This window comes from Ruegeria conchae (genome assembly GCF_000192475.1).
Lineage (GTDB): Bacteria > Pseudomonadota > Alphaproteobacteria > Rhodobacterales > Rhodobacteraceae > Ruegeria > Ruegeria conchae.
The window spans coordinates 18,465-43,169 of sequence record NZ_AEYW01000021.1 but is presented as its reverse complement, the minus strand read 5'-3'; the positions used below and the strand labels follow the sequence as shown (position 1 = coordinate 43,169).

Below are 24,705 nucleotides of genomic sequence, written 5' to 3'. Positions count from 1 at the left end.
TCTATCCCTCAATTCCACGCCTGATACATGGCGCAGAGACTCGACGGGTTCAATGGTGATCAGTTCATACCGAAGGCGTTTTCGATGATTTGAACAGTTCCGGTATCATCCACCAAAGCGACGTCAAAGCGCGTGTTTGTCAACTGCCCGCCGGGTTCCTGTTCAAGATACTGCGCAGCAGATGCACAAATTCGATCCATCTGTCGACGGTTGATGCGAGCGGCGGCGGTTTCAAAACTGCGGCTTTTCTTGACCTCAACGAAGACCAACCCATCCGCATTGCGCGCAATCAAATCAATCTCGCCACCTGCGCCGCGCCATCTGCGCTGTGCGATTGAATACCCTCGGCGCTGGTATTCAGTGGCAACGCTAAACTCTGCCGAACGTCCGGCGTGATATGAAACCGAACCCCGAACAGATCGCCGCATGATTTCATCCTTTTCCCAGTTTCAGGGCCTTCTGATAAATCGGACGGCGCGGCAGGCTGAACATCTCTGATACCAGATCTGCTGCATCCCGTACCGAATGCGTTTCCAAGGCTCTTATCAAGGCCTCTTCTACGTCGGTTTCCTTAACAGATTGCGAATGGGCGCGATCTACAAGCAAGACAACTTCGCCCTTGACGGATGCATCCTGATACTCGGAGGCAAGATCCGCCAACGTCCCTCTTCGGGTTTCTTCAAACTTCTTCGTCAGTTCTCGGCAGAGCGCCGCCTGGCGCTCACCACCCAGCACTGCGGCCAGATCCGCGAGACAACCCGCCACACGCTTCGGCGATTCGTAGAAAACCAGCGTTCCGGGGACACTACGCAGCGCCTCGATTCGCGAACGCCGCGCGCCAGAAGCATTGGGCAGGAAACCGGCAAAGAAGAAGGCGTCGGTCGGTAGACCGGCCAATGTCAGTGCGGTCAATACGGCAGACGGGCCCGGTGCACAGGTCACGTTATGCCCGGCCTCGGCTGCTTGACGCCCCAGATCATAGCCGGGATCGGCAATCAGGGGCATTCCGGCCTCGGATGCATAGGCAACCGATTGCCCCTGCGCGAGCGCCTCAAGGATCTTGCCACGTGCGCCAGCTCCGCTGTGATCGTGATAGGCCAAAATACGACGCCCCTCGAGCGGCACGCCATGAATTTCCATCAACCGACGCAGACTACGGGTATCCTCGGCAGCGATCATGTCTGCCGAGGCCAGCACATCCAAAGCCCTGAGCGTAATGTCGCGCGCTGTCCCGATTGGAGTGGCGACAAAATACAGCCCTGCGGCCAATCTGATCTTTTGGAAATTCAAAGCTGGACCCTCACAGCGTGACGTTTATTATCGCGGATCAATAGACCAAGGTGCCCTCAGACGCCGGATCAGGGAGTTTTCTTTTAGATGTTTACCGTTTGCAAGCCCGCACGCAAACTGGCGAAATCCGCCATCGCTCTGGCTACGGCCGCATTCCTCGCTGCTTGTGATGCCGGAGGCTTGGGTGGAGGTCCTTCGATCAACGCCTCAGACCCGGTCCCGGTTGCGCTTCTGGTGCCAAGCGGATCGCCTCAATCTGGTGATGCCGCCCTTGCGCGAAGCCTTGAGAATGCCGCACGTCTGGCGATCGCGGATTTGCCGAACGTCAAGATTGACCTGCGGGTATATGACACGGCTGGAAATGCAGGAACAGCATCGAGTGTCGCACAGCAAGCCGTTGCGGATGGGGCTAAGATCATTCTTGGTCCAGTATATGCGCAGGCGGCCAATGCGGCGGGCCTTGCTGTTCTAAGCAACAACGTCAACGTGCTGTCCTTCTCGAACAACACCAGCATTGCGGGCGGCAATGTTTATGTGCTCGGGCCCACATTCCAAAACACGGCCAACAGGCTCGTGAACTACGCCGGACAGCAGGGTAAGAACAATACTGTCATAGTGCATAGCAATGACTCGGCAGGCCAGTTGGGCCGGTCTGCCATTGCCACTGCGCTCAGCAACAGCCGCGTCAATAATGCGGGTACCGTTGGATATGACCGATCTCAGCAGGGAGTGATCGATTCGGTTCCGACCATCAAGGCGACAGTCGACTCTACTGGTGCGGATTCGATCTTCTTGACTGCGACGACGGCGGGCGCACTGCCCCTCTACAGCCAATTGCTACCAGAGGCAGGCGTTTCACCAGCAACAACGCAATATATCGGCCTGACGCGCTGGGACATCCCGGCACAGACGTTGGAATTACCAGGTGTCCAAGGCGGATGGTTCGCGCTACCTGATCCTGCAAAGGCACAGGCATATCGCCAGCGGTACAACAATACCTATGGTGAAGCACCGCACCCGATCAGCGGGCTTGCCTACGATGGGATTGCCGCCATTGGCGCGTTGGTGAGCCAAGGCAAATCCGATGCCCTGACTGGGGCGGCTCTGACCCAAAACGCCGGATTTCAGGGTGTCGGTGGTATCTTCCGCCTGCGACCTAACGGTACGAATGAACGCGGTCTGGCAGTTGCCACGATCCAGAACAAACAGGTGGTTGTGATTGACCCTGCCCCACAAAGCTTCTCTGGCGCCGGATTCTGAGCGACTGGCGCTGGCCACCGCGTCTAAAGACGACCTGATCTGTTCAGCCGACGAGATTTTTGACAGCGTTTCCGTCGATGCCAGATTGTCCGATGCAATTAAAAACAGCTCGGACAACGCTGCGCTGCGCGCAGAAACAGTGCGTATTCTGCGAGACGCCCAAAAGGCTGGACGCAAGGCGATTTCCGATTCATTTTCACAGCGCCCATTCGATGCACGCCCTCTGACACATTCTTATACCTATCTGACGGATCAGATGGTGCGGACCGCAATGCGGGTCGCAACCGAGCATTTGCACCCGCTCGCCAATCCTACTCGTGGGGAAAAAATCGCCGTATTGGCGGTCGGAGGCTATGGCCGGGGTGAAATGGCTCCCTCCTCCGACGTGGACCTGCTGTTTCTGACGCCCTACAAAATCACCGCCTGGGCCGAGAGCGTGATCGAATCCATGCTCTACATCCTCTGGGATTTGCGACTGAAGGTCGGGCATTCTTCGCGTACGATCAAAGACTGTTTGCGCTTGGGTGCAGATGATTTCACCATTCGCACTGCCATGCTGGAGCAGCGTTATCTCGCCGGGGATCAGACGCTTGCGAAAGAGCTTGAAGAACATCTGAAAAGCGAGCTGTTCAAGGGTACTGAGCGGGAATTTATCGAAGCCAAGCTGAAAGAACGGGATGAGCGGCACCTGAAACAAGGTGAGCGCTATATGGTTGAGCCCAATGTCAAAGAAGGCAAAGGCGGCCTGCGCGACCTGCAATCGCTCTACTGGATCGCAAAATATATCTACAGCGTGAAAGATGTTGCCGAACTGGTCCCGATGGGTTTGTTCACACCGGAAGAGTTCGGTGAATTCGTTCAGGCCGAAGAATTCCTTTGGGCTGTCCGGTCGCATCTGCATCTGGTGACCGGTCGCGCGACAGAACAGCTGACTTTCGATCTGCAGGTCGAGGTGGCGGATCGCATGGGCTACGAAGACCGCGCGGGTCGGCGGGCTGTTGAAGTATTCATGCAGCGGTACTTCCGCGAGGCGACACGTGTGGGCGAGTTGACCCGCATATTCCTGACCAAGCTGGAGGCGTCCCATATGAAGGGCGCGCCGTTACTGGAACGCATTTTTCGCCGTCGACGTCGGATCAAGGCCGGGTACAGGGTTGTTCATGGTCGTCTGGATATCGCGGACCCCGACAAATTCCTGTCAGACAAGGTCAATCTGCTGCGGCTGTTTGAGGAAGGCCTGCGCACAGGCATGTTGATCCACCCGGACGCCATGCGTTTGGTTACGGCAAACCTGAACCTGATCGACGAAGACATGCGCAACGACAAAGAGGCGCGGCGCATTTTCCTTGATCTGATGCTGAAACACGGCAACCCCGAACGGGCCCTGCGCCGAATGAACGAGTTGGGTGTACTGTCGGCCTTCCTGCCCGAGTTCGAACACATCGTAGCGATGATGCAGTTCAATATGTATCACAGCTATACTGTGGACGAACACACGATCCAGTGCATCGTAAATCTGGCCCAGATCGAACGCGGAGAGCTAATCGAAGAGCTGCCGCTGGCGTCCTCGATCCTTGAGCGAAGTGTCAATCGCAAGGTCTTATACGTTGCCTTGCTGCTACACGATATTGGGAAGGGGCGGCCTGAAGATCACTCGATCCTCGGCGCTCAAATCGCTCGCAAGGTGGCGCCGCGTCTGGGACTGAACAAGGCAGATTCCGAAACCGTGGAATGGCTGGTGCGATACCATCTGTTGATGTCCGATATGGCACAAAAGCGCGATATTTCTGATCCGCGCACAATCCGCGACTTCGCCAAAGCGGTTGAAACAGTAAAGCGATTGGATTTGCTCACGGTGCTGACGGTCTGTGACATTCGCGGTGTCGGGCCAAATACCTGGAACAACTGGAAAGCCACATTGCTGCGCGCCTTGCACGCAGACACCAAGCGCGCGCTGGAATCCGGCATGGAGGTTCTCAATCGTGCCAACCGTGGCGCAGAGGCGAAAAAGCAGTTGCGTGCCGAGCTGGACAGCTGGTCCAAAGCCGATCTGAAGACTGAAACCGGGCGACACTACGATCCATATTGGCAAGGGTTGAACCTTGCGACCCATGTCGAGTTTGCGGAGATGCTGAAATCTCTCGAAGACAGCGGTGATCCAGGGGCGGTCGAGATCCGCTTGCATCCGGATGAAGATCGCGACGCGACCCGCGCTTGCTTTGCCATGGGCGACCACCCGGGTATCTTTTCTCGGATTGCCGGGGCGCTGGCTCTGGTTGGGGCCAACGTTGTAGATGCACGCAGCTATACGACAAAAGACGGTTATGTGACCGACGCATTCTGGATACAGGACGCCGAAGGCCATCCTTTCGAAGCCTCTCGCCTTCCGCGTCTGACCCAGATGATCCACAAGACGCTGAAGGGTGAAGTGGTGGCCAGGGACGCCCTAAAGTCACGCGACAAGATCAAAAAACGTGAGCGCGCCTTTAACGTCCCAACACACGTCACCTTCGATAATGAAGGCTCGGAAATCTACACGATCATCGAGGTCGACACGCGTGATCGGCCCGGCCTGCTTTATGATCTGGCCCGAACATTGGCGGCAGCCAATGTTTACATCGCGAATGCGGTGATCGCGACCTATGGCGAACAGGTGGTTGATACGTTCTATGTCAAGGATATGTTTGGTCTGAAATACCATTCTGAGGCCAAGCAGCGTGGCTTGGAAGCCAAGCTTCGTAAAGCCATCGTCGAAGGTGCGGAGCGGGCCGCCTCATGAAGCCGATCCGCCTGATCTCGGGCTTTTTCACCGTTGGCTTCTGGACCCTCGCCAGCCGTATTCTGGGTTTTCTGAGGGAAATTCTGCTGACCGCCTTTATCGGCCCGGGCCCGGTTATGGATGCCTTTGTCGCGGCGTTTCGCCTGCCCAACATGTTCCGCCGCTTCTTTGCTGAAGGTGCATTTAATGCAGCCTTTGTGCCGATGTTCTCGAAACGCCTGGAGGGCGATGAGAACGCAGAGGGCTTTGCGCAGGACGCATTCAATCTGTTGGCGGTGGCTGTGCTGGCCTTGGTCGGGTTGGCGATGGTTTTTATGCCCGGCTTGGTCTGGATTACCGCTGAAGGTTTTTACGGAGACGAGCGCTTTGATCTGGCAGTGGACTATGGATACGTCGTGTTCCCCTACATCCTATTCATGTCTCTTGCCGCGTTGTTTTCCGGTGTTTTAAACGCGACTGGTCGATTTGCGGCTGCCGCTGCGGCACCAGTGTTGCTGAACATATTTGCCTGTTTTGCATTGATCTTTGGAGCCATGTCGGGAGGGGACGTGATCCGCTGGCTGATCGCAGTCATCCCGGTCGCTGGTGTCGCACAACTGGCATTAGTCTGGGTTGCCACTGAAAGCGCCGGAATTCGTATACGGCCGGGTTGGCCGACGCTTAGCCCAGAAATGCGGCGTATGGTGCGGATCGCTGTGCCAGCGGCGCTGGCCATGGGGGTGACGCAGGTCAATTTGGTAGTGGGGCAGCTTGTAGCTTCCAAAACCGAAAAAGCAATCAGTTGGTTATTTGCAGCGGATCGTTTGTATCAGCTGCCATTGGGAGTGGTCGGAATCGCAGTTGGCATCGTATTATTGCCTGACCTATCGCGCCGTTTGCGCGCAGAGGACAAAGACGGCGCCCGCAACGCGTTTTCTCGGGCCGGTGAGTTCACTTTGCTTTTGACCCTACCCTCAACGGTTGCCTTTCTCATCATTCCTGGCCCATTGGTCTCGGTTCTGTTCCAACGCGGCCAGTTCAGCGCCGAGGATACGGCAGCGACCGCTCTTGCCGTCGCAATCTATGGCATCGGGTTGCCTGCGTTCATGTTGCAAAAACTATTACAGCCGCTGTTTTTCGCCCGCGAGGATACAAAATCACCGTTTAGATACGCCGTATTTGCGATGGCGGTGAATGCCGGGCTTGCCTTTGGCCTGTATCCCGTCGCCGGTTGGATTGCGCCCGCGATCGCGGCCTCGACCGCTGGTTGGGCGATGGTAGCTTTGCTGGCAATCGGCGCACGGAGGATGGGGGACGAGGCACGATTTGACGATCGATTCAAACAGAGAATCTGGCGGATCGTGGCCGCCTCGGCGGGCATGGGCGTCGTGTTGTTTGCTGCGATCCACTTGTTTGGATGGGCGTTTGGCATACCCGGCTGGCGCTACCTGGCGCTATTGATGCTCATCGTTACCGCAGCAATTGCCTATTTCTTGTTGGGCCACGTCTTCGGCGCGTTTAGGCTTTCGGAATTCCGAAATGTACTAAAACGAGGCTGAATTTGCACTAATCACGCCTTGTTTTGCTGAGAATGCGCGCCCAACCGCCCGGAGCGAGAAAGAAAGACAAGCCGAACCCGGTGGCAAATCCACCCAGATCGGCAACCCAATCCGAGGTTCCACCGAAGATCAAACCGAAGAGCAACTGAATCCCCATTAGCACCGCGATCAGGCTGAAGGCGCGGGATTGGTTTTCGCCGACCAGTGAAAGCTTACGCCACAACAACCATGTGAACGCACCGATCAACCCGTAGACAGGCGGGAACCCCCCAACCAGAGGATAGGGCGGGTTCAGCAAAACGGCATAGGCCAGCGCTCCGCCCACGCCAGACACCACAAAGATGATCAGCATGGCGATGCTGCCAAAGACCTCGGCAACCATTTTACCCATCGCCAGCACAAAGACGCAGACAAACACAGCTTGCGTGAAATTGGCCTGGACAAAAGGGTAAGTGACAAAGCGGATCACATGTTCGAACGGCCAACGCCCGTTCTGGACCATCCAGTCGAAGATATCGGGCGAGAACGTGTATTGCTGCAGCGCGTCCAGCCGCCAACCAACCGCAGTTGGACCTCCGACCAGCCCGCGGCCGCCAAGCATAAAAGCCAACTCGATCCCCATGATGAACAGAACTAATGCCACCACGACCGGCGGCAGAGGGTTCACGGGCGGTGTATAATGCTCACTGCTCATTGGGCTGGCCTTTCGCGGCTGTTGACGTCCCTTTGCCTCATGGGTAAGCGACGGGGGCTGATTTTTCCAGACAGGAGTTTCCTACGATGACCGAGACCCAATTCACGCCCCGCGTGTTTTCCGGCATCCAGCCTTCAGGAAACCTGCACTTGGGTAACTACCTGGGTGCACTCAAACGTTTCGTGGATATGCAGGGGCCGGATTTCGAGACCGTCTATTGCATGGTCGACCTCCACGCGATCACTGTCTGGCAAGACCCCGATCGCCTGCGTGAAAAGACACGTGAAGTGTGCGCTGGGTTCATTGCCGCCGGTCTCGACCCTGAAAAATCCATCCTGTTCAATCAGAGCCAGGTGCCCGAGCACACGCAGTTGGCCTGGATCTTCAACTGCATCGCCCGGATCGGCTGGATGCAGCGTATGACGCAATTCAAGGACAAGGCCGGCAAGAACGCGCAAAACGCATCGTTGGGTCTTTTCGCTTATCCCGCACTGATGGCGGCGGACATACTGGTGTATCACGCGACCCATGTGCCGGTCGGTGAAGACCAGAAGCAGCATCTGGAACTGACGCGCGACATCGCAATCAAGTTCAACCATGACTATGGCGTCGATTTCTTCCCCGTGACCGAACCGGTCATCGGTGGCCCAGCGCCGCGCGTGATGAACCTGCGGGACGGGTCGCGTAAGATGTCATCCTCTGACCCGTCCGATATGACGCGGATCAATATGACTGACGATGCCGACGCCATCGCCAAGAAAATCCGCAAGGCCAAGACTGACCCGGATGCACTGCCCTCGGAAGTGAAGGGGCTTGAAGAGCGGCCCGAGGCACGAAATCTGGTGAACATCTACGCTGCTCTTAGCGATCAGACTGCCGAGCAGGTTTTGGCAGAGGTCGGTGGCAAACAATTCGGTGAGTTCAAGCCGATGCTGGCTGAATTAGCGGTTGAGAAGCTGTCACCCATCTCGTCCGAGATGGCGCGTCTGATGGGCGAAGAGGCTGAGATCGACCAGATACTTGCCCGCGGCGCTGAACGGGCGCGTGCGCTTGCCTCCCCGATCTTGCAAAAAACCTACGAGATTGTGGGCATGGTCGGTGCAGGCAAGTCCTAATGATCAGAACCCGATCTAGAAACGCCGCCCAGTCCGGGCGGCGTTTTTTGTTTGGCAGCCCATTATGCGGCCTTGGGGCGCAGCATTTCATGCACAATGGATTCAGCGACCTCATGCGGGCTAACCGCTTCGATCTTGGCCCTCGTCAGGATGCGATCCATCGTCTGCTCAAGCGCCTTTAATCTATCAGCGACCCAAGCTTCACGCTCTTCCACGCGCAGGATTTCTGTTGCCACATTTATGATGCCACCCCCGTTAGCGACAAAGTCGGGTGCGTAAAGAATGCCGCGCTGGTGAAGCAACTGCGCATCGCCAGCACTGGCTAACTGGTTATTTGCGCCCCCAGCCACGGCGCCGAACTGCAACAACGGAATGCTTGTTTCGTTAAGGATACCCCCGATGGCGCAGGGGGCAAATATGTCAGCCTCAACACCATAAATCATATCGGGGGCCACAGCCTGAGCCGCATACTGTTCAGCAACGCGTGCCGATTGGCGGGCATCGATATCTGTGACGATCAACCGTGCGCCTGCATCATGAAGCAACTGACACAAATGCGCGCCTACATGACCAAGCCCCTGAACCGATATGGTCAGGCCATCCAGATCAGTTCGCCCAAAACGGTGCTGCGCAGCCACCCGGATCGCGTTGAATATTCCGCGCGCCGTGATGGGGGATGGATCACCGCTCGCAAATTCCCCGTCTGCCAGCCCTGCCACAAAGTCAGTCCGGGACCCGATATGGGCCATGTCAGCGGGCGTCATACCCATGTCTTCTGCGGTCCAGTACTGGCCGCTCAGGCTTTGCACCGCTTGACCGAAGGCACGCAGAAGATCGGGTGATTTATCGACGTGCGGGTCACCAATAATAACGGCCTTGCCACCCCCCAGAGGAAGATCAGCTGCAGCGTTCTTGAAGGTCATGCCCCGCGCCAATTGCAAGGCATCATTCAATGCCTCAGCGGCATGCCCGTAGGGGCGCATCCGCACACCGCCAGCCGCAGGACCGCGTTGCGTCGAGTGAACTGCAATATAGCCCAATAGACCAAGTGCGCTGTCCTTGAATTCAACCACGCGCTCATAATCTGGCGCGTCTATGATGGTGATGTCCATTCTTCTCCTCCGGGCTACCCAGTGGAGTTTGCCATCTGTCGACGAGTGAATTTCACCTATTTATCGCTACCAGCAGAAGTATTTTAGGGGTATTCTTCAATCAACTCGATAATAATAGAGTTTTTCACTATGGATGACATCGACTCCAAGATAATCCGTGCCCTCCAGAATGATGGCCGCATGACTGTTATCGATCTGGCAGACCATGTCGGGCTGTCCCCGACACCTTGCGCGCGGCGCTTGGATCGATTGCAACGAGATGGGATTATCACCGGGTACGCCGCTCAGGTAGACCCCGAGCAGCTTGGCTTCGGCGTTACGATTTTTGTCTCTGTCGAGTTGGAGAAACAGGATCGCAGCGCCATCGATTCCTTTGAAAAGGCAATTCGGCGGTGTGATGAGGTGATGGAGTGCTATCTCATGACAGGCTCGCGTGACATCTTGCTGCGCGTCGTGGCCAAAGACCTCAACGCATTTGACGCCTTCTTAGAAAACCGACTGATGAAAATACAAGGCATCAGAAATCTGCGTTCAAACTTTGCCTTGCGCACCATGGTCAAACGTGAGTCGCTGCCTCTGTAACGCGGATAATCTGCTGGACCTTGCCTCAGCCCCAACCTAGGTTTCCCGAAGCTTGAGGGAGGGCGCAATGGCAGTCGGCAAAAACATCCGCACCTATTTCGAAGGTCAATGGCATGATGGGGACGCCCCGATCATGCGTGCAGCCGACCATGGCGCATGGCTTGGCTCGTCTGTATTTGACGGCGCCCGCTTCTTTGATGGGATGACCCCGGATCTGGATGCCCATTGCGCTCGGGTCAATCGCTCGGCCGAAGCTCTGATGCTAACGCCTTCGGTGACTACGGAACAGATGGTTGAACTGGTTCAGGAGGGGCTACAAAGTTATCCAACAGATACTGCAGTTTACATTCGTCCTATGTATTGGGGCATCGACGGAGACCCAACCGCAATCATCCCCCAGGAAGACAGCACTGGCTTCGCCATTTGCCTGGAAGAAATCCCGATGGCGCCCGAATCCGCCTCGGCCACGCTGACGACAACCCGCTTCCGTCGCCCCGTTCTGGAATCTGCCGTGGTTAACGCTAAAGCGGGCTGCCTCTATCCGAACAACGCCCGGATGTTGCAGGAGGCGCGTAGCAAAGGTTTCTCAAACGCGTTGGTTGCCGATGCCATGGGGCACGTGGCGGAAACCGCGACCGCCAATATTTTCATGGTTCGCGATGGAGAAGTTTTCACCCCGATTCCCAATGGAACGTTCCTTGCCGGCATCACCCGGGCGCGACACATCAAGAATCTGCGCGCCGATGGGGTGAAAGTGCATGAATCTGTGCTGAGCTTTGAGGACTTTCACGATGCTGACGAAGTGTTCATGACCGGTAACATGAGCAAAGTGACCCCCATCACCGCGCTGGATGACACCCAGTATCAGGTGGGTCCAATTGCTCGTCGCGCACGCGAGATGTACTGGGATTGGGCTGCAAGCAATCGCTGATCGACACCCTGCCCGTTTCAGTTGCCTCTGCGCATCCTGTGGGGCATGATCCCGAAAACAAACGAGGACAAACATGCGCAAGTTCCTAGTCGTTCTTGACGACAGCCGTGAATGCCTGAACGCCATGCGCTTTGCCGCAATGCGCGCGGCTCATACGGGCGGCGGGGTTACGGTTCTTTCGGTAATTCCGCCGGATGAGTTCAACCATTGGATCGGTGTTGCCGAGGTGATGCGCGAAGAGGCGCGCGAGCGTATTCACGCGCATTTCGAAGTGTTCGCCAAGTGGATGCGTGACAAGCAGGGTGTCGAGCCCGAATTGGCCATTCGCGAAGGCGACCCGGTTCCTCAAATCATCGAACACGTCCAGTCCGACTCTGAAATTGGCGTGTTGGTGCTGGGCGCTGGCACTGACAAGAAGGGCCCCGGACCATTGGTAACCCAGCTAACCCGGAACTCTGGCAGTCTGCCTATTCCGGTCACTATTGTGCCCGGCGACTTAAGCAAGGAAAAGCTGGAAGCCATCACCTGAGGCACATTATGCCAGCAACATTGCAATTTTGGTTCGATTTCGCGTCGACCTATTCCTATCTCAGCGCTATGCGCATCCAACAGGCGGCCGCAGAAAAGAGAGTCGCCGTGGAATGGCACCCATTTCTTCTGGGCCCGATCTTTGCTGAACAGGGATGGAACAACTCGCCGTTCAATCTGTATCCCGCAAAGGGCCGGTACATGTGGCGGGATATGGAACGGCTTTGTGCAGCGCGCGATCTACCATTTCAGCAGCCCAAAAATTTTCCGCAAAACAGCCTGCAAGCGGCGCGTCTGGCATTGGCAATCGGATCAACTAATCAACGTGGTGCATTTGTACGCGCTGTCTATTCTGCACAATTCGGAGCGGGACAAGACATCTCGGACCTCAGGGTTCTGGCGGAATGCCTTGCCAGTTCAGGCGTTTCGCAAGATGTGATGGAACAGATTGGTAGCCCCCAGATCAAATCCGCGCTGTTCGAACAGGTCGCTCGCGCCAAGGCTCTGCACATCTTCGGCGCACCAAGCTTTATCGCCAAAGATGAATTGTTCTGGGGTGACGACCGATTGGATGACGCGATTTCCTTTGTCGCATCAATTTAGAACGATTCCAAATCTTGACTTCCCCCGTCCGGACGCGCATATCAGATACACCTTAAACGGAGCCGCGCCATGTTTATCCAAACTGAATCCACACCCAACCCGGCAACTCTGAAGTTTTTGCCCGGTCAGACGGTTCTGGAAGCGGGTACTGCAGATTTTCCAAACGCTGAGGCGGCCGAGAAATCTCCGCTCGCCACTCGTATCTTTGGCGTCGCGGGTGTGACAGGAGTGTTCTTTGGCAATGATTTTGTCACGGTGACAAAATCCGATGATGTCCAATGGGATCACATCAAACCCGCCATCCTTGGCGCTGTAATGGAGCATTACCAATCCGATCAGCCCGTCATGGGCGCAAACGTTGATGCAGGCGCAGGGCACGCCGAACATACCGGCGAAGACGCTGAAATTGTACACCAAATCAAAGACTTATTGGACAGCCGAGTGCGGCCTGCCGTGGCACAGGATGGCGGCGACATAACATTCCATGGCTTCGACAAGGGGATTGTTTATCTTCACATGCAAGGGGCCTGTGCGGGATGTCCATCCTCCACGATCACTCTGAAAATGGGTATCGAAAACCTGCTACGGCATTACATCCCGGAAGTGATCGAGGTTCGCCCCGTTGCGATCTGATCCAACCATCCTGGCATTCGACACATCGGCCGCGCATTGCGCGGCCGCTTTGTTGCAAAACGGTGTGATTGTTGCGTCCTGCGTTGAGCCCATGTCGCGCGGGCAGGCTGAGAGGTTGATGCCTTTACTGGAAGAGTTGTTGGAAGAGAACGGATGCAACTGGCGAGATCTGGACGCGATTGGTGTCGGGGTTGGCCCCGGAAACTTCACCGGGATTCGAATCTCGGTCTCGGCTGCCCGAGGACTGGCGCTTGGTCTGGACGTTCCCGCAGTCGGTGTATCGGGCTTCGATGCCTTGGCCGAGTTGGCCCCCAAAGGCCACATACCTGCGATTCCCGCTCCTCGCGACCAAGTTTATTTGATGCCGGATGGAGCAGAAGCGCGACTGGTCGCGCGACACGACGCAGAATCATTGGGCAGACTATATCTTTGCGATCAGCCTGATCGGCAGGTTCGCACTATTGCTCGATTGGCGTCGCGGCGTTTGGCCTCGACGCCCACTCCACCCGCACCTTTATATGTTCGCCCTGCAGATGCCGCGCCTTCGCGCGACGTACCTCCGGTCTTGCTTGACGAATGACGCCACAGGAAATGGCTCATATCCATGCCGCCGCGTTCCATCAGAGCCGCCCTTGGGTTGCAGATGAGTTTGCCGAGCTTTTGGCAAATCGCTTCATCCATGCAATTGGGGACACAAGATCATTTGCGTTGGTTCAGGTGATTGCCGACGAAGCGGAACTACTGACGATAGCAACCCATCCAGATCACCAAAGGAAGGGATTGGCGCGAAAGATAATGGTAGAATTCCACGCCTACGCGGATCAGGCTGGGGCTTCGCGGGCATTTCTGGATGTTGCCTCGGACAATGACGCGGCAATCGCTCTTTACGAAGCATGTGGATACGAAGCATGCGGCACACGCAAGCGCTATTACCTGCGCGAGAACGGTCCAAACGTCGACGCAATCGTCATGGAATGTCGTTTTCACGGCAATTAATCACTTTTTTAGACCATATGGTCAAATTTCTATTGACCGAAGCTGTTGCAAACAGCTTCAATTCCCGCCATCACAACATGTATGCTCGCTCTGAGTGGGTATCGGGGGATTCAGCCCCGGACCGATAATAGCCAACGGGAGTAACAAATGACCCTTATGAAATCTTTGATGGGCGCAGCCGCTGCGGTTGCACTGACAGCAGGCGCAGCCCTGGCAGAACCGGCCCTGATCTTTGATCTGGGCGGTAAGTTCGACAAGTCATTCAACGAAGCGGCCCATAACGGCGCGTCTCGCTGGGCCGAAGAAACGGGCGGTACATACCGCGAGATTGAGATGCAGTCCGAAGCACAGCGCGAACAGGCCCTGCGTCGTTTCGCCGAAGCCGGTTCGAACCCGATCATCACCATGGGCTTTGGCATGGCTGACCCGCTGGCCGCGGTTGCAGCTGACTACCCTGACACAACCTTTGTGGTAGTTGACGTGACATGGCTGGACGCCCCGAACCTGCGTCAGGTTGGCTTTGCCGAGCATGAAGGCTCATACCTAGTTGGCATGATGGCAGCGATGGCATCGAAGACCGGCACTGTCGGCTTCATCGGCGGTATGGACGTGCCACTTATCCGCCACTTTGGTTGCGGATACGCACAAGGTGCCAAAGCCGTGAATCCCGACATCAATGTTGTTGCCAACATGACTGGTACAACTCCGGCAGCGTGGAACGACCCGGTAAAAGGCTCTGAGCTGACCAAAGCACAAATCAGCCAAGGAGCTGACGTGGTTTACGCAGCCGCTGGCGGCACTGGCGTTGGTGTTCTGCAGACCGCCGCAGACGAAGGCATCTTGTCAATCGGCGTTGACAGCAACCAGAACCACCTGCACCCGGGCAAAGTTCTGACTTCGATGCTTAAGCGCGTTGACGTCGCCGTTTATGAAGCGATGAAAGCGGGTGAGGACGTCGAAACCGGCGTATTCGTCATGGGCCTGTCCGAAGATGGCGTTGGCTATGCTATGGACGAAAACAACGCGCCGCTGGTTTCCGACGATATGAAGGCTGCGGTTGACAAAGCTCGTCAGGACATCATCGACGGCAATGTTTCGGTTGTCAGCTACTATGAAAACGACAGCTGCCCGGCGCTGCAGTTCTGATAACACACGGGGCGAAGGGTTAACCTTCGCCCCGAATGCACTCTGCCGCGATACTGATCGCGGTCCTTTCGGCAATTGAGGACAAGACATGACCGTCCCCGCCATTGAGCTCAAAGGGATTTCCAAAGCCTTTGGGCCGGTTCAGGCCAACAAAGACATTTCTATCAGCGTCGCCCCCGGAACGATCCATGGGATCATCGGAGAAAACGGTGCGGGCAAATCCACGCTGATGAGCATTCTCTACGGCTTCTACAAGGCCGACAAAGGTGAGATCTGGATCAATGGATCCAAAACAGACATCCCTGACAGCCAGGCCGCTATCGCTTCGGGCATCGGGATGGTTTTCCAACATTTCAAACTGGTCGAAAACTTCTCCGTACTGGAAAACATCGTTCTGGGTGCCGAGGATGGCGGACTGCTGGCCCCATCATTGGCGAAAGCCCGCAAAGAGCTGAAAGAGCTTGAAGAAGAATACGAGCTGTTCGTGGACCCCGATAAGCGCATCGACGAGATTGGCGTCGGCATGCAGCAGCGGGTTGAGATCCTCAAAGCGCTCTATCGCAAGGCAGAAATCTTAATTCTCGACGAACCGACCGGAGTGCTGACCCCCGCCGAGGCGGATCAATTGTTCCGCATTCTTGACCGGCTGCGGTCCGAGGGCAAAACGATCATCGTGATCACACACAAGCTGCGCGAGATCATGGAGAATACTGATACCGTCTCGGTGATGCGGCGCGGTGAGATGACCGCGACGGTCAAAACTGCTGAGACCAACCCACAGGAACTGGCCGAACTTATGGTGGGCCGCAAAGTTCTGCTCCAGGTCGACAAGGTGCCCGCGCAACCGGGCAAACCGGTTCTGGAGATCGAAAAGCTCAGCGTCACCGATTCGGCAGGTGTCGAGCGCGTCAAAGGCATCGACCTGACTGTTCGCGCGGGTGAAATCGTGGGGATTGCTGGCGTTGCAGGAAACGGGCAATCGGAACTGCTGGAGGTTCTGGGCGGAATGCGTCCCGGACAGGGATCAATCAGACTGAACGGGGAACCTCTGCCATTGCACGGCCCCGGCTCGGACGGTCAGGCACGGCGCGCGCAACACATCGCGCATGTGCCCGAGGATCGCCAGCGCGAAGGCTTGATCATGGATTTCTACGCGTGGGAGAATGTGGCCTTCGGCTATCACCGCGACCCTGCGTATAAGCGCGGGCTGTTCATGGACAATGCCGCACTGCGCGCCGACACCGAAGCCAAGATTGAGAAATTCGACGTACGCCCGCCCAATGGCTGGCTGACCGCCAAAAGCTTCTCGGGTGGCAACCAGCAGAAGATCGTAGTCGCGCGCGAGATTGAGCGGAACCCTGACCTGCTGCTGGTGGGTCAACCCACACGCGGTGTGGATATCGGTGCCATCGAATTCATTCATAAACAGATTGTCGCCCTGAGAGATCAGGGCAAAGCGATCCTGCTGGTTTCGGTCGAGCTGGAAGAGATCTTCTCGCTGTCCGACCGGATCGCCGTGATGTTCGACGGACATATCATGGGCGAGCGTCTGCCCGCCGAGACGGATGAAAAAGAACTGGGCCTACTGATGGCCGGTGTTGCAGGAGAGGCCGCCTGAACCATGGAAAAAATGCCCAAATGGGCCGATGTGGTGCTGATCCCGATCATCAGCCTGCTGTTGGCCACAATCCTTTCGGCAATCGTTATTCTGGCCATTGGGGAAAACCCGGTCGAGGCGGTCAACCTGATGGTCACAGGGGCCTTGGGTTCAACCTATGGCTGGGGCTATACGCTTTATTACGCTACGAATTTCATCTTCACCGGTCTGGCCGTTGCCGTGGCCTTTCACGCGCGGCTGTTCAACATTGGTGGTGAGGGTCAGGCCATGCTCGGCGGACTGGGCGTTGCAATCGTCTGTCTATCGGTCCCTTGGCCGCATTGGACCATCGCCTTACTGGCCGCCTGTGCCGCTTCGATGATCTTTGGCGCGGCCTGGGCCGCGATCCCGGCCTATCTGCAGGCCAAACGGGGCAGTCATATCGTGATCACCACGATCATGTTCAACTTTATCGCCGCAGCTTTCCTTAACTACATGCTGGTCAATGTGATGCGCCCGCAAGGATCGCAAGACCCGGCCACGGCGCGGTTCCCCGAGGCGGTACACCTGCCAACATTCCAGTCGATGTTTTCGAGCGCCGAAAACATCGTCTTCCGGGGGGCACCGGCCAACATCTCGTTCTTCGTGGCGATACTTGCCTGCATCGTGGTTTGGGCCCTGATCTGGCGCACGCGACTGGGATACGAAATCCGCGCCTATGGCCATTCCGAAACGGGAGCCGTCTATGCCGGTATCTCACCCGTACGCATCACGATCATCGCAATGCTGATCTCGGGTGCCCTTGCAGGCATGATGGCTATCAATAATGTCATGGGCGAAGCAGAACGACTTGTCCTCAATTCGACCGAGGGTGCCGGATTTATTGGGATTGCCGTGGCTCTTATGGGTCGTTCCCATCCATTTGGCGTTTTCCTTGCTGCGATCCTGTTCGGATTTCTGTACCAAGGCGGCGCTGAATTGGCGTTGTGGACGTCGATCCCACGTGAACTGATCGTGGTCATTCAGGCGCTGGTCATCCTATTCACCGGTGCGCTCGATAATATGGTGCGCATGCCGCTTGAAAAGATCTTCCTGAGTTTCCGGAAGGGGGCAGAGTGATGGAATTTTTCGTTACCCTCATTCAAGTCCTCGATTCTACAGTTCGACTGGCCACGCCACTGTTGCTGGCTTGTCTGGCAGGTTTGTATTCCGAACGCGCTGGTATTTTTGACATCGGGCTTGAAGGCAAGATGCTTATGGCGGCTTTCTTCTCGGCTGCTATCGCCGCAGTAACGGGTTCGGTCTGGTTAGGGCTTCTGGCTGGAATCGGAGCGTCTCTGGTTTTGTCAGCATTGCACGGACTGGCTTCGATCACGTTTCGGGGCAATCAACTGATCTCGGGTGTCGCCATCAATTTCCTCGCGTCCGGTATGACGGTTCTGATCGCGCAAAGCTGGTTTCAACAGGGTGGACGCACTCCGTCTCTGTTTGGCGGCGGACGGTTTGAGCCGATCAACTTCCCCTTCGCAGAAGCGCTGGAAGGTGTGCCATTCATCGGCCCGATATATTCCGAGCTGCTGTCAGGCCATTCAATCCTCGTCTATGTGGCGTTCCTGTTCGTACCACTCACCTGGTGGATCTTGTTCCGCACTAGGTTCGGGCTGCGCTTGCGTGCAGTAGGCGAAAATCCTGCGGCGGTTGATACAGCCGGGGTCTCGGTCGTTGGTCTGCGATTTGCAGCCGTGGCCATCTGCGGCATTCTCTGCGGTATTGCCGGTGCGTATCTGGCGACAGCCTTGCAAGCCGGATTTGTAAAAGAAATGACAGCGGGTCGCGGATTCATCGCATTGGCTGCGCTAATATTCGCAAAGTGGCGTCCTTGGCACGCGATGTGGGCTTGCCTGTTGTTCGGGTTGTTGCAGGCGATTGCGCTGCGGTTCCAGAACATCGATCTGGGTGGGGTCGTAATCCCGGTCCAGGTGATGGACGCCCTGCCCTACATTCTGACCGTGGTGATTCTTGCAGGCTTTGTTGGGAAAGCCATTCCACCACGCGCGGGGGGTGAACCCTACGTCAAAGAACGCTGATAGAGCCAGTTCAGGACTGCTCCTCAGTCCTGTTTGCTGCAGAGCGGCATACAGAGTTGATTTTGTATGTCGCAACCGTTCTAAGGGGGTATGCACGTATACCTCCCCATAGCCGAAGTTTCGGTCAACCCTTTCCTGCTGCTTGGAATTGGCGGGTTGGTTGGTGTTTTGTCCGGTATGTTTGGCGTAGGCGGGGGGTTCCTGATCACCCCTATGCTTTTTTTCATCGGCATACCCCCGGCTGTGGCGGTGGCCACATCGGCCAATCAGGTTGTGGCCTCATCGTTCTCTGGGCTGATGGCGCACCTGAAACGCAAGACCGTTGACCTTGAGATGGGCACCGTCCTGCTTGGCGGTGGGCTGCTCGGTGCGGCCTTGGGAATGGTTGTTTTTAACTTTCTAAAACATCTCGGCCAAGTCGATCTGGCGGTGCAGCTTTGTTATGTCGTGTTCCTAGGCGTGATCGGCAGCTTGATGTTTGTCGAAAGCCTGAACGCTATCCGTCGCGCAAGGCAGTCAGGAAGTACCCCGGTCGCCAAGCGCCGGCAACGGACATGGGTCCACGCGTTACCCTTCAAAATGCGCTTTCGTGCTTCGAGCCTTTATATTTCAGTGATCCCACCCGCACTGGTCGGGTTCGGCGTTGGTATCCTGTCAGCGATCATGGGAGTTGGCGGCGGGTTTATCATGGTGCCCGCGATGATCTATATCCTTGGTATGCCCACAAAAGTCGTGATCGGCACATCCCTGTTTCAGATCATATTTGTGGCTGGGTTCACTACGATGATACATGCCTCGACAAACTACAGCGTCGATGTGCTTCTTGCTGTTCTTCTATTGATCGGGGGGGTTGTGGGCGCACAGTTGGGCACCCATATCGGCGCACGTTTGAAGGCCGAGCAATTACGCATTCTGTTGGCTCTTTTGGTCATTGCAGTTGCTGCAAAAATCGGGTTTGACCTGCTCCTGACGCCGCCTGACTATTTTTCCCTCTCAGAACCCGGAGGAGTTTAGCCGTGTTGCAAGCTCTGCCCGCAAGCCACCCCGACCGCAAGAGAACGGGCCGGTCCAAGCCCGGTAACGCCAGTAACAACGTGACGGTATCATGCATATTTACCTGCCCATAGCCGAAGTCTCCGTAAACGCCTTCCTGTTGTTGGGACTGGGCGGAATGGTCGGCATTTTGTCGGGGATGTTCGGCGTTGGGGGCGGTTTCCTGATGACCCCTTTGCTGTTCTTTATCGGCATTCCACCCGCCGTGGCCGTTGCAACCGAAGCCAACCAAATTGTTGCCTCTTCATTCTCAGGGGTTCTGGCACATTTCAGACGCCGAACCGTTGATCTGAGAATGGGGACAGTCCTATTGGTTGGGGGTTTGGCAGGTGCTGCATTGGGCGTTGTCGTCTTTAACTATCTCAAAAGTCTTGGTCAGGTCGATCTGCTGGTCAAACTTTGCTACGTCATCTTTCTGGGCATCATCGGCAGCCTGATGTTCGTCGAAAGCCTGAATGCAATACGCAAGACCCGAAAAGGCGGTACACCTCCTCCGAAGCGACGTCAGCGTGGATGGGTTCACGCCATGCCGTTCAAGATGCGTTTCCGGACTTCGGGTCTGTATATCTCGGTCATTCCACCAGTGATCGTTGGCCTGTTCGTCGGTGTCTTGTCAGCCATCATGGGGGTTGGCGGCGGGTTTATTATGGTGCCTGCGATGATCTACCTTTTGGGCATGCCAACAAAGGTGGTTGTAGGAACTTCCCTGTTTCAGATCATCTTTGTGACCGCCTTCACCACCATGCTGCATGCCACGACGAACTATACGGTTGACGTCGTGCTGGCGGTTCTGCTGCTGGTCGGTGGCGTGGTCGGGGCTCAGGTGGGAACTGTTATCGGGGCTCGGATGCCAGCCGAGCAGCTGCGTGTTCTGCTTGCCGCGCTTGTGCTTGTCGTCTGCGGCAAGCTGGCACTTGATTTATTGCTACAACCTTCCGAGCTGTACTCGCTGGGCACGGATGGAGGACACTAAGATGTTGCGTTTGATTGTCCTTCTATCTCTGATTTGCCTGCCCGCCTTTGCCGCCGAAGAACAAGTTGTTCTGGGATTAAGCCAGGATCGCGTATCAATCACGGCCAATTTCGACGGCTCCGAGATTCTGGTATTCGGCGCTGTAAAACGCGAAGCCCCCATACCGGAAGGCCCCCCGCTTGAGGTCGTTGTCGCGGTCGCTGGTCCATCCGAACCCGTCACCGTTCGGCGCAAGGAAAAGCGATTTGGCATCTGGGTAAACACCGATAGCCTGGTTGTTGATCTGGCCCCTAGTTTTTATGCCGTAGCCACGAGCGCCCCGTTCAGTGAAGTACTGACCCAAACCGAAGATCTGCGGTACAAGGTTTCAATCGAACGCGCGATCCGCTCGGTGGGCGCCGATATGAATATTCAGGGCGCTCAGGACTTTTCCGAAGCCGTCATTCGCATCCGAGAGGATGAAGGGTTGTATTCCATTCGTGAAGACACTGTGGCGGTTGACGAACAAACTCTGTTCCGAACTTCGATCGAAATGCCATCAGACCTTACAGAAGGGAGCTATGCCGCCCGTATTTTCCTGACGCGGGGTGGTATGGTTGTTTCAACTTTCGAAACATCTATTGATGTACGCAAGGTCGGGCTGGAAAGGTTCCTCTACAGCATGTCCCGCGAACAGCCGATCTGGTACGGGCTTATGTCGCTGGCGATAGCAATTGCGGCTGGATGGGGTGCATCGACCGCTTTCCGACTGTTGCGCGAAAACTAGGCTCAGCCGCGGCCGATATAGGGCATCGATGTCGCCATCACGGTCATGAACTGTACATTTGCTTCTAGTGGTAGCTGAGCCATATGCAAAACAGACCGGGCGGCATCGCCAACAGCCATCGTCGGATCGGGCTGAAGACCATCAGCGATGGCGTTCTCGACCAGCTCTTGCACCATGGGCGTGCGGGCGTTGCCGATATCAATCTGCCCACAGGCGATTTCAAAATCCCGCCCATCCAGCGACAAGCTGCGTGTCAGGCCCGTGATCGCATGTTTTGTTGCCGAGTAGTGCACTGAATTCGGGCGTGGTACATGGGCCGCGATTGACCCATTGTTGATGATCCGCCCGCCCTGCGGCTTCTGCGATCGCATCGTGGCAAACGCGGCGCGCGCGCAATGGAACATCCCGTTCAGATTCACATTGACCGAGTTGTACCAATCCTCAAGCGCGATCTCATCAATCGTGCCACCCGGCGCAAAAATGCCAGCGTTGTTGAACAGGGCATCCAGACGGCCGGTTTGTTTTACAAAGTTGGTGAAAGCTTGAGTGACCGCTTCTGCATCGGTCACATCGGCAACCAAAGGGATCGCCTTGTCGCTGCCCTGCGCCATTGCTTCAAGTGTGTCGGCGCTGCGGGCCAATAGACCAACTGTCCAACCTTCTGCCAGAAACAACTCGGCGGTCGCGCGACCAATGCCCGAACTTGCGCCAGTTACGATGATTGTCTTCATGTGACTTCCGACTCCAATGTCAGCGACGGCGCCGCGACGGCCCGCAGGTCATCTACCCTTAAGGGATGTGTTGGCTTTGACAATCTGTTCCGCACCACCCAGATCAATCGCTCCTGCGCACGGGTAATAGCCACATAGGCAAGACGCTTCCAAAGCGGCTGCCCCGCCTCGGTCCGTCCCATACGCGCGGCGGCATAAATATCCGGTGCAAACACCTGCACGGTATCCCATTGAGAGCCCTGCGCCTTGTGAATTGTCACCGCAGCACCGTGCAGAAACGTCGCCCCCATCCGCGCGGCAAAGGGAATGAACGGCTCTTCCTCATCAGGCTTTTCGATTTGCACAATTGATGCAGCCGAGACCTGCGGGTCCTCAGCTCCCATAACATGTAGGCGCGAAAACCCGGGTTTGCGACCAGGGCCAAGGTAGATAACCTGTGCCCCTTTGATTAGCCCGCGCGCTTCAAGATCCAGCCGTTTCTTGCGGTGCTTCAATGGCAATTCAATGCCGTCACAGATCAGCGGTTCACCTTCCAGCAGTTCAGTTTCCGGCGCACCATGCACGTTGCGGAACGCCTGTATCAAACGGATGCGGGTCGCGTTGCGCCAAACCAGAACAGGGCTGCGCGCCATCAGATCGACTTCGACCCGTTGACCCCAGACAACGCGATCATCCTTGCGGGCGGTGTCCTCAATCAGACGCTCAAAATCCTCAAAGCCCATGGCGGGATCGGATAGAGCGTGGGCTAGATCAAGTATTGGGTTATCAGCCGTCTGCCTATGTACACGATGCAAGATCTGCTTACGCGGCTCTGGCAACCCGTCAAAAACCATCGAACCCGATTGATTGACTGGTGCCAACTGCGCCGGATCACCAAACAGCAACAGCGTCGGGAAGATTTCTTTAAGATCTTCAAATTGCCGGTCATCCAGCATCGAGGCTTCGTCCACAAAGCCAATATCGAGGGGTTCATCGCGGCGTTTCCAGCCAGTGATAAAGTCAGATCCACGCAGACCAGCAGCGGCCAGAGCGCCGGGAATGGATTTGTTATTGGCATAAAACGCCGCCGCCCGGTCCAGCGCTTCGTCGGTCAACCCTTCAATCTCGGGTCGTTCGTCATTGCCCGCCAGCCATTCGGCAATCCGCTCATATTCCGGGTCATAAACGGGTGTATAAAGGATACGGTGGATTGTCGTTGCAGGCACTCCACGCAATCTTAAAACACTGGCTGCCTTGTTCGTCGGAGCAAGGATCGCAAGGCTGCGTTTGTCGCGGGACTTGCGGCTTTCAAAATCGCCCGAGATCAGGTTGACTCCCGTTTCGGCCAGAGCCTTGTAAAGTTCCGCCAGCAAAAGGGTTTTACCAGATCCCGCCTTGCCAACCACAGCCATGACACCCGATTTCCCGTTTCCGGGAAGTTTCAACAGAGCGTCATCCTCAAGATCAACTCCGGCCGAGCGCAACATCTCGGCAATGTTGTCGAAAGCGGTGGCTTGATCATCGGAAAAGGTGACTTGAGGCAGAGACATGGCGCGACCCTACAAGGACGCGCCGTGCGCCACCAGAGGCGGAATACGATTTCCGCGCTATCAGGCAGAGAGAGCGAACCGATGCTGCTTCCCCTTCCCAAATGCGGTATTGAACCACAAGCGCGATAACTCTCTCGGGATGCCAGCACGGGCAGCGACTCGGTTGCAATCCTCTGCGGAATAAGGCCATAGGCCTACCGAAATCTGATCACGACCTTTGCCTTCTGATCCCAGAACCACGGGTGATGACCCAATCATTCGGTAAATCCGGATCATACGGGCATCAAACACGCCAGCGATATGGGTCAGTCCAAATCCCTCCATAACCTCGCCCCCACTTAGCATGATAGCCCCAGCGGTATGGGCGCTGGCAGTTCGAGAAAGGCAAAAGCGCGTGACCTCCCAAATAAGCGGGCTACGGATCGGGCTGCCCCCGGTGAGATGGCCAAAAACGTCGTTCACCATAACCGGACCGGTCGTCGGCAATATCCGCATCGACCCTCCGTGACTGCCATCCGCTTCTTCCCAGATCACATAGAGCGGATTGAGGTCATCGTATTGATCTCGCTCTTCCCCCCTTTCGTTAACCTTTACATCCCAACCGAGTCGCGTTTTGAATTGATCGGCGCGATCTCTAAACATTCCTTCGGCCAATGCCGGAAATTTATGCAGCTCATCAGCATAAAGATAACGCAACATGATGTATTCCCCTTGTCGTCCATATCTGGAACAAAAGGGGTACAAACACGTGGTTAATATTGG

General features: G+C 56.2%; 25 protein-coding genes. 18 read left to right on the top strand and 7 right to left on the bottom strand.

Annotated elements, in window-relative coordinates; genetic code table 11:
- Nucleotides 1-59: 59 nt before the first annotated feature.
- Complete coding sequence (locus G7G_RS0118120; protein WP_010442871.1) at nucleotides 60-428, bottom strand: YraN family protein; 369 nt, start codon at nucleotides 426-428, stop codon at nucleotides 60-62.
- 4 nt (nucleotides 429-432) lie between these two features.
- A complete protein-coding gene (gene rsmI / locus G7G_RS0118115; protein WP_010442870.1) occupies nucleotides 433-1,290 on the bottom strand; it encodes a 16S rRNA (cytidine(1402)-2'-O)-methyltransferase in 858 nt (285 codons plus the stop codon).
- Between the two features lie 87 nt (nucleotides 1,291-1,377).
- Between rsmI and G7G_RS0118110 the strand changes: the two genes are divergently transcribed.
- The 3 genes from G7G_RS0118110 to murJ are packed head-to-tail and all read left to right on the top strand — an operon-like array spanning nucleotide 1,378 to nucleotide 6,867.
- On the top strand, nucleotides 1,378-2,550 hold the full coding sequence (locus G7G_RS0118110) for a penicillin-binding protein activator (protein ID WP_010442869.1): 1,173 nt from the start codon (nucleotides 1,378-1,380) through the stop codon (nucleotides 2,548-2,550).
- A complete protein-coding gene (locus G7G_RS0118105) occupies nucleotides 2,510-5,329 on the top strand; it encodes a [protein-PII] uridylyltransferase (protein ID WP_010442868.1) in 2,820 nt (939 codons plus the stop codon). The genes G7G_RS0118110 and G7G_RS0118105 overlap by 41 nt, the downstream gene beginning before the upstream one ends.
- Nucleotides 5,326-6,867, top strand: a complete 1,542-nt coding sequence (gene murJ, locus G7G_RS0118100; RefSeq protein WP_010442867.1) for a murein biosynthesis integral membrane protein MurJ — start codon at nucleotides 5,326-5,328, stop codon at nucleotides 6,865-6,867. Before G7G_RS0118105 ends, murJ begins: the two co-directional genes overlap by 4 nt.
- A gap of 7 nt (nucleotides 6,868-6,874) precedes the next feature.
- Here murJ and G7G_RS0118095 read toward each other — a convergent pair whose 3' ends face one another.
- Nucleotides 6,875-7,561 (bottom strand): rhomboid family intramembrane serine protease, encoded by a 687-nt coding sequence (locus G7G_RS0118095; RefSeq protein ID WP_010442866.1) that lies wholly within the window; start codon nucleotides 7,559-7,561, stop codon nucleotides 6,875-6,877.
- Between the two features lie 86 nt (nucleotides 7,562-7,647).
- On the opposite strand from G7G_RS0118095, the gene trpS reads away from it, so the two are divergent.
- Complete coding sequence (gene trpS, locus G7G_RS0118090) at nucleotides 7,648-8,676, top strand: tryptophan--tRNA ligase (protein ID WP_010442865.1); 1,029 nt, start codon at nucleotides 7,648-7,650, stop codon at nucleotides 8,674-8,676.
- Between the two features lie 62 nt (nucleotides 8,677-8,738).
- Here trpS and G7G_RS0118085 read toward each other — a convergent pair whose 3' ends face one another.
- The gene (locus G7G_RS0118085; RefSeq protein ID WP_010442864.1) at nucleotides 8,739-9,788 is read right to left on the bottom strand and encodes a Leu/Phe/Val dehydrogenase; all 1,050 of its coding nucleotides are present in this window, start codon (nucleotides 9,786-9,788) and stop codon (nucleotides 8,739-8,741) included.
- 129 nt (nucleotides 9,789-9,917) lie between these two features.
- Between G7G_RS0118085 and G7G_RS0118080 the strand changes: the two genes are divergently transcribed.
- From G7G_RS0118080 to G7G_RS0118015, 14 genes are all read left to right on the top strand, one after another.
- Entirely contained in the window at nucleotides 9,918-10,370 is a 453-nt protein-coding gene (locus tag G7G_RS0118080; RefSeq protein ID WP_010442863.1) for an Lrp/AsnC family transcriptional regulator, read from the top strand.
- A 67-nt stretch (nucleotides 10,371-10,437) separates the two neighbouring features.
- Nucleotides 10,438-11,301: a branched-chain amino acid aminotransferase gene (locus G7G_RS0118075; protein ID WP_010442862.1), complete on the top strand. Its 864-nt coding sequence runs from the start codon at nucleotides 10,438-10,440 to the stop codon at nucleotides 11,299-11,301.
- A 73-nt stretch (nucleotides 11,302-11,374) separates the two neighbouring features.
- Nucleotides 11,375-11,830, top strand: coding sequence for a universal stress protein (locus tag G7G_RS0118070; RefSeq protein ID WP_010442861.1), 456 nt, complete (start codon nucleotides 11,375-11,377; stop codon nucleotides 11,828-11,830).
- Nucleotides 11,831-11,838: 8 nt separating this feature from the next.
- The gene (locus G7G_RS0118065) at nucleotides 11,839-12,432 is read left to right on the top strand and encodes a 2-hydroxychromene-2-carboxylate isomerase (protein ID WP_010442860.1); all 594 of its coding nucleotides are present in this window, start codon (nucleotides 11,839-11,841) and stop codon (nucleotides 12,430-12,432) included.
- A 69-nt stretch (nucleotides 12,433-12,501) separates the two neighbouring features.
- Nucleotides 12,502-13,065 (top strand): NifU family protein, encoded by a 564-nt coding sequence (locus tag G7G_RS0118060; protein WP_010442859.1) that lies wholly within the window; start codon nucleotides 12,502-12,504, stop codon nucleotides 13,063-13,065.
- On the top strand, nucleotides 13,055-13,645 hold the full coding sequence (tsaB, locus tag G7G_RS0118055) for a tRNA (adenosine(37)-N6)-threonylcarbamoyltransferase complex dimerization subunit type 1 TsaB (RefSeq protein ID WP_010442858.1): 591 nt from the start codon (nucleotides 13,055-13,057) through the stop codon (nucleotides 13,643-13,645). The genes G7G_RS0118060 and tsaB overlap by 11 nt, the downstream gene beginning before the upstream one ends.
- Nucleotides 13,642-14,061: a GNAT family N-acetyltransferase gene (locus G7G_RS0118050; protein WP_037321930.1), complete on the top strand. Its 420-nt coding sequence runs from the start codon at nucleotides 13,642-13,644 to the stop codon at nucleotides 14,059-14,061. The genes tsaB and G7G_RS0118050 overlap by 4 nt, the downstream gene beginning before the upstream one ends.
- Before the next feature lie 147 nt (nucleotides 14,062-14,208).
- The gene (locus tag G7G_RS0118045; protein WP_010442856.1) at nucleotides 14,209-15,207 is read left to right on the top strand and encodes a BMP family lipoprotein; all 999 of its coding nucleotides are present in this window, start codon (nucleotides 14,209-14,211) and stop codon (nucleotides 15,205-15,207) included.
- Nucleotides 15,208-15,295: 88 nt separating this feature from the next.
- Nucleotides 15,296-16,825, top strand: a complete 1,530-nt coding sequence (locus G7G_RS0118040; RefSeq protein WP_010442855.1) for an ABC transporter ATP-binding protein — start codon at nucleotides 15,296-15,298, stop codon at nucleotides 16,823-16,825.
- Nucleotides 16,826-16,828: 3 nt separating this feature from the next.
- Nucleotides 16,829-17,923 carry an ABC transporter permease gene (locus tag G7G_RS0118035; protein ID WP_010442854.1) on the top strand — a complete coding sequence of 365 codons (1,095 nt, stop codon included), beginning with the start codon at nucleotides 16,829-16,831 and terminating at the stop codon, nucleotides 17,921-17,923.
- Nucleotides 17,923-18,891, top strand: a complete 969-nt coding sequence (locus G7G_RS0118030) for an ABC transporter permease (RefSeq protein ID WP_010442853.1) — start codon at nucleotides 17,923-17,925, stop codon at nucleotides 18,889-18,891. Before G7G_RS0118035 ends, G7G_RS0118030 begins: the two co-directional genes overlap by 1 nt.
- Nucleotides 18,892-18,981: 90 nt before the next feature.
- The gene (locus G7G_RS0118025) at nucleotides 18,982-19,905 is read left to right on the top strand and encodes a sulfite exporter TauE/SafE family protein (protein ID WP_010442852.1); all 924 of its coding nucleotides are present in this window, start codon (nucleotides 18,982-18,984) and stop codon (nucleotides 19,903-19,905) included.
- A 91-nt stretch (nucleotides 19,906-19,996) separates the two neighbouring features.
- Nucleotides 19,997-20,917: a sulfite exporter TauE/SafE family protein gene (locus G7G_RS0118020; RefSeq protein WP_010442851.1), complete on the top strand. Its 921-nt coding sequence runs from the start codon at nucleotides 19,997-19,999 to the stop codon at nucleotides 20,915-20,917.
- A 1-nt stretch (nucleotide 20,918) separates the two neighbouring features.
- On the top strand, nucleotides 20,919-21,683 hold the full coding sequence (locus G7G_RS0118015) for a TIGR02186 family protein (protein ID WP_010442850.1): 765 nt from the start codon (nucleotides 20,919-20,921) through the stop codon (nucleotides 21,681-21,683).
- Between the two features lie 2 nt (nucleotides 21,684-21,685).
- Here G7G_RS0118015 and G7G_RS0118010 read toward each other — a convergent pair whose 3' ends face one another.
- The 3 genes from G7G_RS0118010 to G7G_RS0118000 are packed head-to-tail and all read right to left on the bottom strand — an operon-like array spanning nucleotide 21,686 to nucleotide 24,642.
- The gene (locus G7G_RS0118010; protein WP_010442849.1) at nucleotides 21,686-22,414 is read right to left on the bottom strand and encodes an SDR family oxidoreductase; all 729 of its coding nucleotides are present in this window, start codon (nucleotides 22,412-22,414) and stop codon (nucleotides 21,686-21,688) included.
- A complete protein-coding gene (locus G7G_RS0118005) occupies nucleotides 22,411-23,943 on the bottom strand; it encodes an ATP-dependent DNA helicase (protein ID WP_010442848.1) in 1,533 nt (510 codons plus the stop codon). Before G7G_RS0118005 ends, G7G_RS0118010 begins: the two co-directional genes overlap by 4 nt.
- A 60-nt stretch (nucleotides 23,944-24,003) precedes the next feature.
- The gene (locus G7G_RS0118000) at nucleotides 24,004-24,642 is read right to left on the bottom strand and encodes an acyl-homoserine-lactone synthase (RefSeq protein ID WP_010442847.1); all 639 of its coding nucleotides are present in this window, start codon (nucleotides 24,640-24,642) and stop codon (nucleotides 24,004-24,006) included.
- Nucleotides 24,643-24,705 lie beyond the last annotated feature (63 nt).